The 7,041-nt window shown below is 60.6% G+C and carries 3 protein-coding genes; 1 reads left to right on the forward strand and 2 read right to left on the reverse strand.

Features of this window, described 5'->3' with window-relative positions:
* Nucleotides 1-32: 32 nt before the first annotated feature.
* A complete protein-coding gene (locus FJY68_12790) occupies nucleotides 33-272 on the forward strand; it encodes a hypothetical protein (protein MBM3332701.1) in 240 nt (79 codons plus the stop codon).
* A gap of 107 nt (nucleotides 273-379) precedes the next feature.
* Here FJY68_12790 and FJY68_12795 read toward each other — a convergent pair whose 3' ends face one another.
* Both FJY68_12795 and FJY68_12800 read right to left on the reverse strand, forming a co-directional pair.
* The gene (locus tag FJY68_12795; GenBank protein MBM3332702.1) at nucleotides 380-4,255 is read right to left on the reverse strand and encodes a T9SS type A sorting domain-containing protein; all 3,876 of its coding nucleotides are present in this window, start codon (nucleotides 4,253-4,255) and stop codon (nucleotides 380-382) included.
* 201 nt (nucleotides 4,256-4,456) lie between these two features.
* Nucleotides 4,457-6,937, reverse strand: a complete 2,481-nt coding sequence (locus FJY68_12800; protein ID MBM3332703.1) for a hypothetical protein — start codon at nucleotides 6,935-6,937, stop codon at nucleotides 4,457-4,459.
* Nucleotides 6,938-7,041 lie beyond the last annotated feature (104 nt).

A 7,041-nucleotide genomic window follows, 5' to 3' on the forward strand; every position in this document is an offset into this window, starting at 1 on the left:
GCTACCAGGCTTCGCTGGTTGCCTTGTGTGCCATGGAAACGGAGACCAAGCAAGTGCTGGACTCAAGCGGCATCGACACCATGTACATAGTCTTCTACCTCGACTTCGCCCGGCAGCTCTTCAAGCTCTCGCACCGCCGTACTATCTCCGGCCCGACGCTGGCGAAGGAGGCCCATGTGCTGCTGGAGAAGTGGCAGAACCGCGGTCTCAGGCCCGAGGTCCTCGCCGCGATACGCACCGATGTCTTCAACGTCCCCGCTCCGGCACCGTAGCGGCAGGCTGACGGATGTCGCACCTCGCCTCAGAATCAGGGGCGGGCTTGCGCCCGCCCCTGCTCGCATTCGGCTGTTCTCTACTCTCGACTCTCCGTTCTCGCGCCCTACCTCGCCACCACCGCCTTCTTGACCGCCCGGAACCCCGGCGTGTCGAGACGGTAGAAGTAGACACCGCGCGGCACCTGCCTGCCACGGCTGTCCTTGGCGTCCCAGCTTACCGAGTAGTTGCCCGCCTGCTGATGCCCGCTGGCCAGCGTACGCACGGCCCGACCCGTCACGTCATACACCTGCAGGCTGACGTTGCTCGCTGTCGGCAAGGCGTAGCTGATCTGGGTGTGGCTCTTGAGCGGGTTGGGGCGGCAGGAGGCAAGCGACGGCTTCACCGGTATCGGGACTGAATTTGCGCTCTGCCCGCCTTCGCCCGAGGTCTGCTTCAGGTTGAGCTTGTTGTAGCCGACTTCGTAGTACTCGGCCTCCGGCGTCTCGCTCCAGATGGTATGCAGATACGGTATGGCCGTGTCGCCCGAGGACTTGTTGTAGAAGAGGACGTGCGGGTAGCCGGATACGGTCGCATTGTCCGAGACGTTCAAGGTGTCGCCGAAGTCGATGCAGACTAGGATGTCGCGGTCGTTCTGCGACCGGGTCTCTTCCCAGGCTACGATGACCGAGTCGCCCATGGCGATGGTCGGATAGTCGGAGGCTTTGCTTGAGGTGTTGCTCAGATTGGCCGCGATCTCCCAGTTGTTGTAGGCGCTGTCGGTCGAACGCTTGCGGGAGTAGATGTCGGTCGTGTCGCCCTGCGCCCAGGCCACGACAATCTGGTCAGCATCGGAGTTGGTGTACGGATGAGCGGCCACGATGCCCCGGCCCGTGAGGTCGTGGACCGCGGTCCAGTTGTTGGCGATGCTCGTGCTCCGACCGTCGGTGTCCATGCGGTACTTGATGGTGCCGTTGTCTTCCCACGTGACGTGGATGCGGTCGGAGTCCGACTTGTAGGGCTCGACCGTGATTGACGGGTCGCCCAGGCTTGAGCCGGTAGCCACCGTGTAGGTAGACACCGAACTGCCGTTGAACTTGGCGAGAATCAGGGACTGGGTTCCGCCCGTGGCAGTGGAGAGGAACGCGGCGTAGGCGATCCCGGATGTGGTGTAAGAGGAACCGGACAGGCTGGCCGGCCCAAGCGTCGTGCCCGACACTGAGTAGAGCGTCTCCGGCCCGGTCCAGGAACTGCCGTTACGGTAGTACGCCTCCTGTATCGGCGGATTCAGCGTCTGGCTCGGCTTCCGCACTACCACCCAGCGCTTGCCGCTGGAATCCTCGGCTATCGTCGGATAGTCGCGGCCCGAGGCCAACACCGACCGCTGCCAAGTGTCGCCGTTGGCAGACCACGCGAACACGACTGCGTTGTCGAGGTCAGCGTAGACGCTGAAGAGCGAATCTGACCCATTCTTCCGCACCAGCTTGGCTCCGTTGTTGTACTTGGTGGCGTCGCTGGTGGCCCGGGAGACGTTCAAGCTCTCGCAGACATAGCGGGTCTCGCCCGTGTCATAGACGCCGGAATCGACCTCGAACGTAACTCCTGCAGTATAAAGGAGATGGACACGCACCTGGTCTATACTTGGCGAAATCGCGCTCGACTCTGCCACGGCGTGCGGGTGATAGGCGTTGGTGTCGTTGGCGACAAACGTCTCCTCTTCGCCGCGGACGAAGCCCTTGATAGTCCACTTGCCGTTGGCGTCCTTCTCCTGCCAGCAGGAAACGCCCAGCCCGGCAAAGACCGGATTCGTCTTCTCGGCAGAGCCGGTGTCGCCCGGCGTTGCCATCTGTGACCAGTTGCCGAACAGGGAGGTGGACAGGTCGCAGGTGGCGCGCTGGATGGCGTAGTTGCTGCCGTTCTTCCGGGTCCAGACGACGTTGAGCGCCGTGCCGTTGTCGTCGAACCGGCTCATGGCGTGATAGCCGTTGGCGGTTACGAGATTCGGGCTGGACCAGGCGGCCGGACGACCGGCTGTACCCGGCCCGTAGTCGCAGAGCATCGAAGCCAAGGTGGAGTCTCCATGTTGCCACGTCACGACTAGTGAGTCACTTAGATACACATTGACGCACGGCAGGCTATCGCCGAGATTGGCAACGCTCTCGATGGTATCGAGCACCACCCCGCCGGTGTCGACGCGAGCATACATGATCTTCGAAGCAGCGCCAGCCGTGTCGTAGACCGGGAACACGACGCTACCGACGTATACCCCGCTGGCCTGATTCGGGTAGCAGACAATCGACGGCTGCCCCGGTACGGCAGAACTGGAGCCAGCGAAGACCGCCCGTGGCGCGAGTTCGCCAGGCATGTGGCAGTAGACGGTATCGTCATAGACAAACGTGACCCACCGCTGGTCATCTCCGTCCACAGCAAGCGCTGCCGCTCCGCCAACGCCTGCGACCTCATGAAGTGGGTACTGCCCGACCATCTCGCCAGCCTCGTAGCATCCGAGCTCGTCGCACGCGAAGTGGACGGCTCCATCACTGCCCAAAGACAATCGTCGAGCTGTGTTCTGGTCCGCGAGCGGTGGGGCCTCATACTGATGCCAGTACGCACTTCGGCGGATGAGTTTCCGCCCTTGCGCCCACGGGGCGCTTCGAACGTAGACTGCGTGAGGTTCCCCACCGGCGTGCCCTTGGCTGTAGTCGAGCGCTGCGACGTTGGGGTGCACTGGGTCATTCTGGACACGAACTCCCTTTGAGCACATCGGCGGCTCGTTTCGCCAGATGATCCTTGCTAGCCCGTCATAGAACTGCCCGAACGTCCCCAGAACCGAGGTCCGCGAGTCCGGGAACATCCTGGACTTCGCCCGCACAGCCAACAGAATTCCGGGGTGACCGTTGACACTGACCACGGTGGCGTTTGGACGATCGAGTGCAATGTCCGGTTCGTTGTCCCCGAAGAACGGAACCGTGGCTGTTGAGGACCAGGAGCCGCCGAAGTCATTGGAGTACTGATACTTGATGGCCCCGCTATAGGTCCAGCACAGAATCACGAACTGGTTGTCAACCGAGGCCGCCAAGCATGGCTCGGATGGCGCGAGGCCTGACACCCGAGGAGTGTGGGATGGCGCCAGTGTGGGCCAATCCTCCCCGTGGTTGGTGGACTCGAGAACGTAGATTCCGGCGTAGGGCTCGCTGCTGCCATTCCCATCGTAGTTGTAGTCAAAGGCCACCAACACCTGACTGCCCTGGTAGTTGTTCGCAACGAGCGAAGGGTGCGTTGCCCGGAGGGTTGATGACGCCGGGACAATCGACTCCCTGCTGATCCAGTTGTTGCCCGCATTGGTCGAGTACTTGGCCTCCAGCCAGAAGTCGTTGTCATCCGGCGCATCCTGGCATGTATACACTATGCACGCATGCTCATCGTCATGGAACAGTTCGATTGCCGAACTGCTGTCCGGCGTGCAGTCTGCCAGGTCGGTGACACGGCGGTAGGAAGAGGTCTGGTCCGTGACCCCATCGTCGTGGTAGAACCCAGCCAGTGTCGGAAACCAAGTCGATCCGCCACCCCCGAATTGGTAGTCGATTGCCGAGTACAGCTTGTCGTTGTTCGGGCTGAGTACGACCTGACCGTGTGAGAAGTTGTGCTGGTCGCCGCCGGAGCCGCGGTTGAAGCCTACGGGGTCGTTCTCCGGGTAGTACCAGGTGTTCCGCAGCAGGTCGCTATATTCAAAGGCCCGTACGTTTCTGTTGTACGTGTTCCCGGTGTATATGCTCTCGGCAAGAATGCTGATCCACGTCTTCGTCGTGCCGCCGCTGCTGTATTCAGCCATGTCCACGGCGTGGGCTCCGCTGTTGCGGGTCAGGTAGTACGAGATGTTGGACTGCACACTCTTGGTGTCGAATTCATTCCCCCAGTGCCAGTGCCACATGTTCTGGGCAGAGCCTATTCCCATGAGGCCAATGAGCAGAACTGGGGTTAACCATTTCAAGGACAGTTTCATGTTCTTCCCTTCTCTTCGTTTCTTGACTTACACTTCGAACGGACTAACGTCAGTAGGGCAGCAGCAGGACACGTGTCCTGAAACCTGTTTGTCTTGCCGGACGGCAGGGCTGCCCTATTGTCTTCTTTCAGTACCGGCGGCCAGTCAGGTCATACGTGCCTCCTTCTCATTTGGTGCTTCCTGCCAACACAAACTGGGGGATCATTTCGCAATCACAATCTTGCGCACAGCTTGGAGCTCGAGGCTTGCAGCTTGTGGCCCTTCCCGGACGAAGTAAACCCCGGGAACCAGATGGCTGATGTCGTTCGCGCCCGGCCGTAGGGTTACGGCTCTGCGACCGGAGGCGTCGTACAGGTCGGCACGTGTCATGGAGCCGAGAGGAAGGGATCGACTGACAATCGTCTGCGGCACCACTGGAGCATAAGTCGCGTGTTTCCATTCCTCAACGCCGATGACCACACTGTCTCGTAGGACAACGAGCCGGCCGTTGGCCCCCGGCCCAACGTAGATTCTGCCGGTGTGTCGGTTCGGCACCAACCAATAGCCGGCGAAGGTCCCCGCCATGTCCGGTACGGGCGTGGTCGAGACGATGCTGTCGCACCGCGTGTCGATCACCAGTAGGGACTCCGGCCCGGGATGAGTATCGGACACTGCCGTGCAATACACGTAGCGCCCAGTCGCGTCCTCGCACATCGCACCGATCATGTGCCTGGCGTCGAACCTGGAGACGATACTATCGGTCCTCGTGTCGAGGACATATATGCTGTCGGTCGCTGTCGAAGAACTCGTGAGCACGGCACCATACAGCTTTCTCGCCGCTGCGACGTGAACGAGTACGCCCTTCGTCTCCTGTGGGGGCAGTGGCACGCTCTTTACGGGTCTAAGCGACTCCATGCTGAACACGGAGAGTGCCGTGTATTCGGCATAGACCTTGCGGTCGGCCGCTGAGTAGCTGACTCCCATGACAAGACGGTATCCCGTTACCGTGTCCATGATGATGCTGTCGCTGAGACAGTCCACGACCGTGTATCCGCGTGATGAGAAGCCCCAGAACTGATTGAGCTCCGGCGACAGCAGTGTGCATCTGAACCCTTTGGAGTAGGTTCCCCTCGGCAGAATCCTGGTGACGCTATCTGTCGCGCAGTCAATCACGGCTACGTAGTCATAACCGAGGGTGTCGTTCGCTCCGGCATAGATCTTGTTCAGACTCGGGTGCCAATGGAGACCGCCCCTAACGTAGCCGACAGGCATGAACCTGAGTAGCGAGTCGCTCTTGCAGTCGTAGACAGACACACCGCAGCGGTTACCGTAGAAACCGTCCCACGTCACCACGTAGAGCTTATTGTCCCGCGAGTTGTGCACCATTTCCCTCGGGCCCTTGCACATCTGGAGCGACTGCACATTACCCGCCGCGCAGTCCACGACCCCGAGGTAGCTGGGTAGCTCGGAATGCGCGAAGTAGAGTTTGTTGTCTATCGTGTCCATGCAGACGCGCTCTGCGCGCGGAGCCAGCGCCAGCACGTCCAGAACCGAGTCCGAGTCGCAGCCGATGACCCCGAACCGTCCATCGTATGAGGCGTAGTACAGAGTCCGCAGGCGCGGCAAGTACAAGGGGTCCATAGTGGTAGCGTCCATATCCACCAGGAATAGGCTACCAGTTGAGCCGTCATACCGGACCACGTACGCAGCCCATCCCATATAGACCTTGTTGAGTTCGGGGGCGCAGACAAGACCGGAAGGTGGGTAAACGGGTGGTCGCGACGTCCAGATCAGCGCTAGCGTATCCCCACCGCAGTCAATGCCAGCAACGTAGCAGGGGCACGCGGTGAAGACACGGTTGTGTATCGGGTCATGGCAAATCACGAAAGTTGGAGCATAGATTTCAGTGTGTAAGGGCATCCGGAACTTGGCGATCACGCTGTCTGCCTGAGTGTCGACTGAATACAACGTCTCGTGTTGTCCGGTCCGCGGGGATACAGTCGCATACACTAGGTCACCAGTGCGGTTGTAGCAGAGGGCCGAGGCATCGGCGATTCGGTCGATGGTGGCGACCACACTGTCCATGCCGCAGTCGAGCACTTTGAGTCCATAGACTGTGCTGCTGTAGAGCTTGTTGTGCAGGGAATCGAAGGCGCGGCAACGACCCCGTCCGCTCACCTCCAGCGTGTCCACGATGCTGTCGCTGGCGCAGTCCACGACCCTCCAACGGTAGGTCCCGCAGTAGACCCGGTCGACAATCGGGTTGTAGAAGAGCCAGTCGGCATTGTCTCCAAGCGGCACCTGCTTGATGACCTCATACGTGTTGCCGTCAACGACATCAAGCTTCCCGCCGGTCAGTTCTGCAACATACAGCTTGTCGTGAGCTGAGCTGTAACAGATGGAGCGTGCCAGTATCGGAATTCGCTTCAGCTTCTGGAAGCTGATGGCGTCAACCACGAGCACTTGGCTGCTTTCGCCGATGACGAAGAGCCGCTCGGCCCCAGGAGCATAATCCACCGCGACTTGGTAGGGAGGGTTAAACACGCCGAAGGTGTCCGGTAACTGGATGTAGCCTTCGACGACCTGGGCCGAAACGGACGACGCCAGCAGCATCCCCAGCGCCAGCGCGCACAGGAAAACCTTGCCCCCCCCGGGCCAGCTTCCAAGGGAATGTCTGTCACGGCCCCTGACACAGCGCCTCATGCGTACCTCCTAGCACAACCATGATCTTGACGGCCTCTAAGCGCCTGTATGGGTTTGGCGGTCTGCGCCGCCACCTTACCGGCGCTGATGCACCATTATAGTCG

The organism is candidate division WOR-3 bacterium, assembly GCA_016867815.1.
Classification (GTDB): domain Bacteria; phylum Hydrothermota; class Tepidihabitantia; order Tepidihabitantales; family Tepidihabitantaceae; genus UBA2258.

Coding starts and splice junctions, on each gene's coding strand:
- FJY68_12790 (MBM3332701.1), top strand. CDS start 33: ATGGAAACGGAGACCAAGCAAGTGCTGGACTCAAGCGGCATCGACACC.
- FJY68_12795 (MBM3332702.1), bottom strand. CDS start 4,255: ATGAAACTGTCCTTGAAATGGTTAACCCCAGTTCTGCTCATTGGCCTC.
- FJY68_12800 (MBM3332703.1), bottom strand. CDS start 6,937: ATGAGGCGCTGTGTCAGGGGCCGTGACAGACATTCCCTTGGAAGCTGG.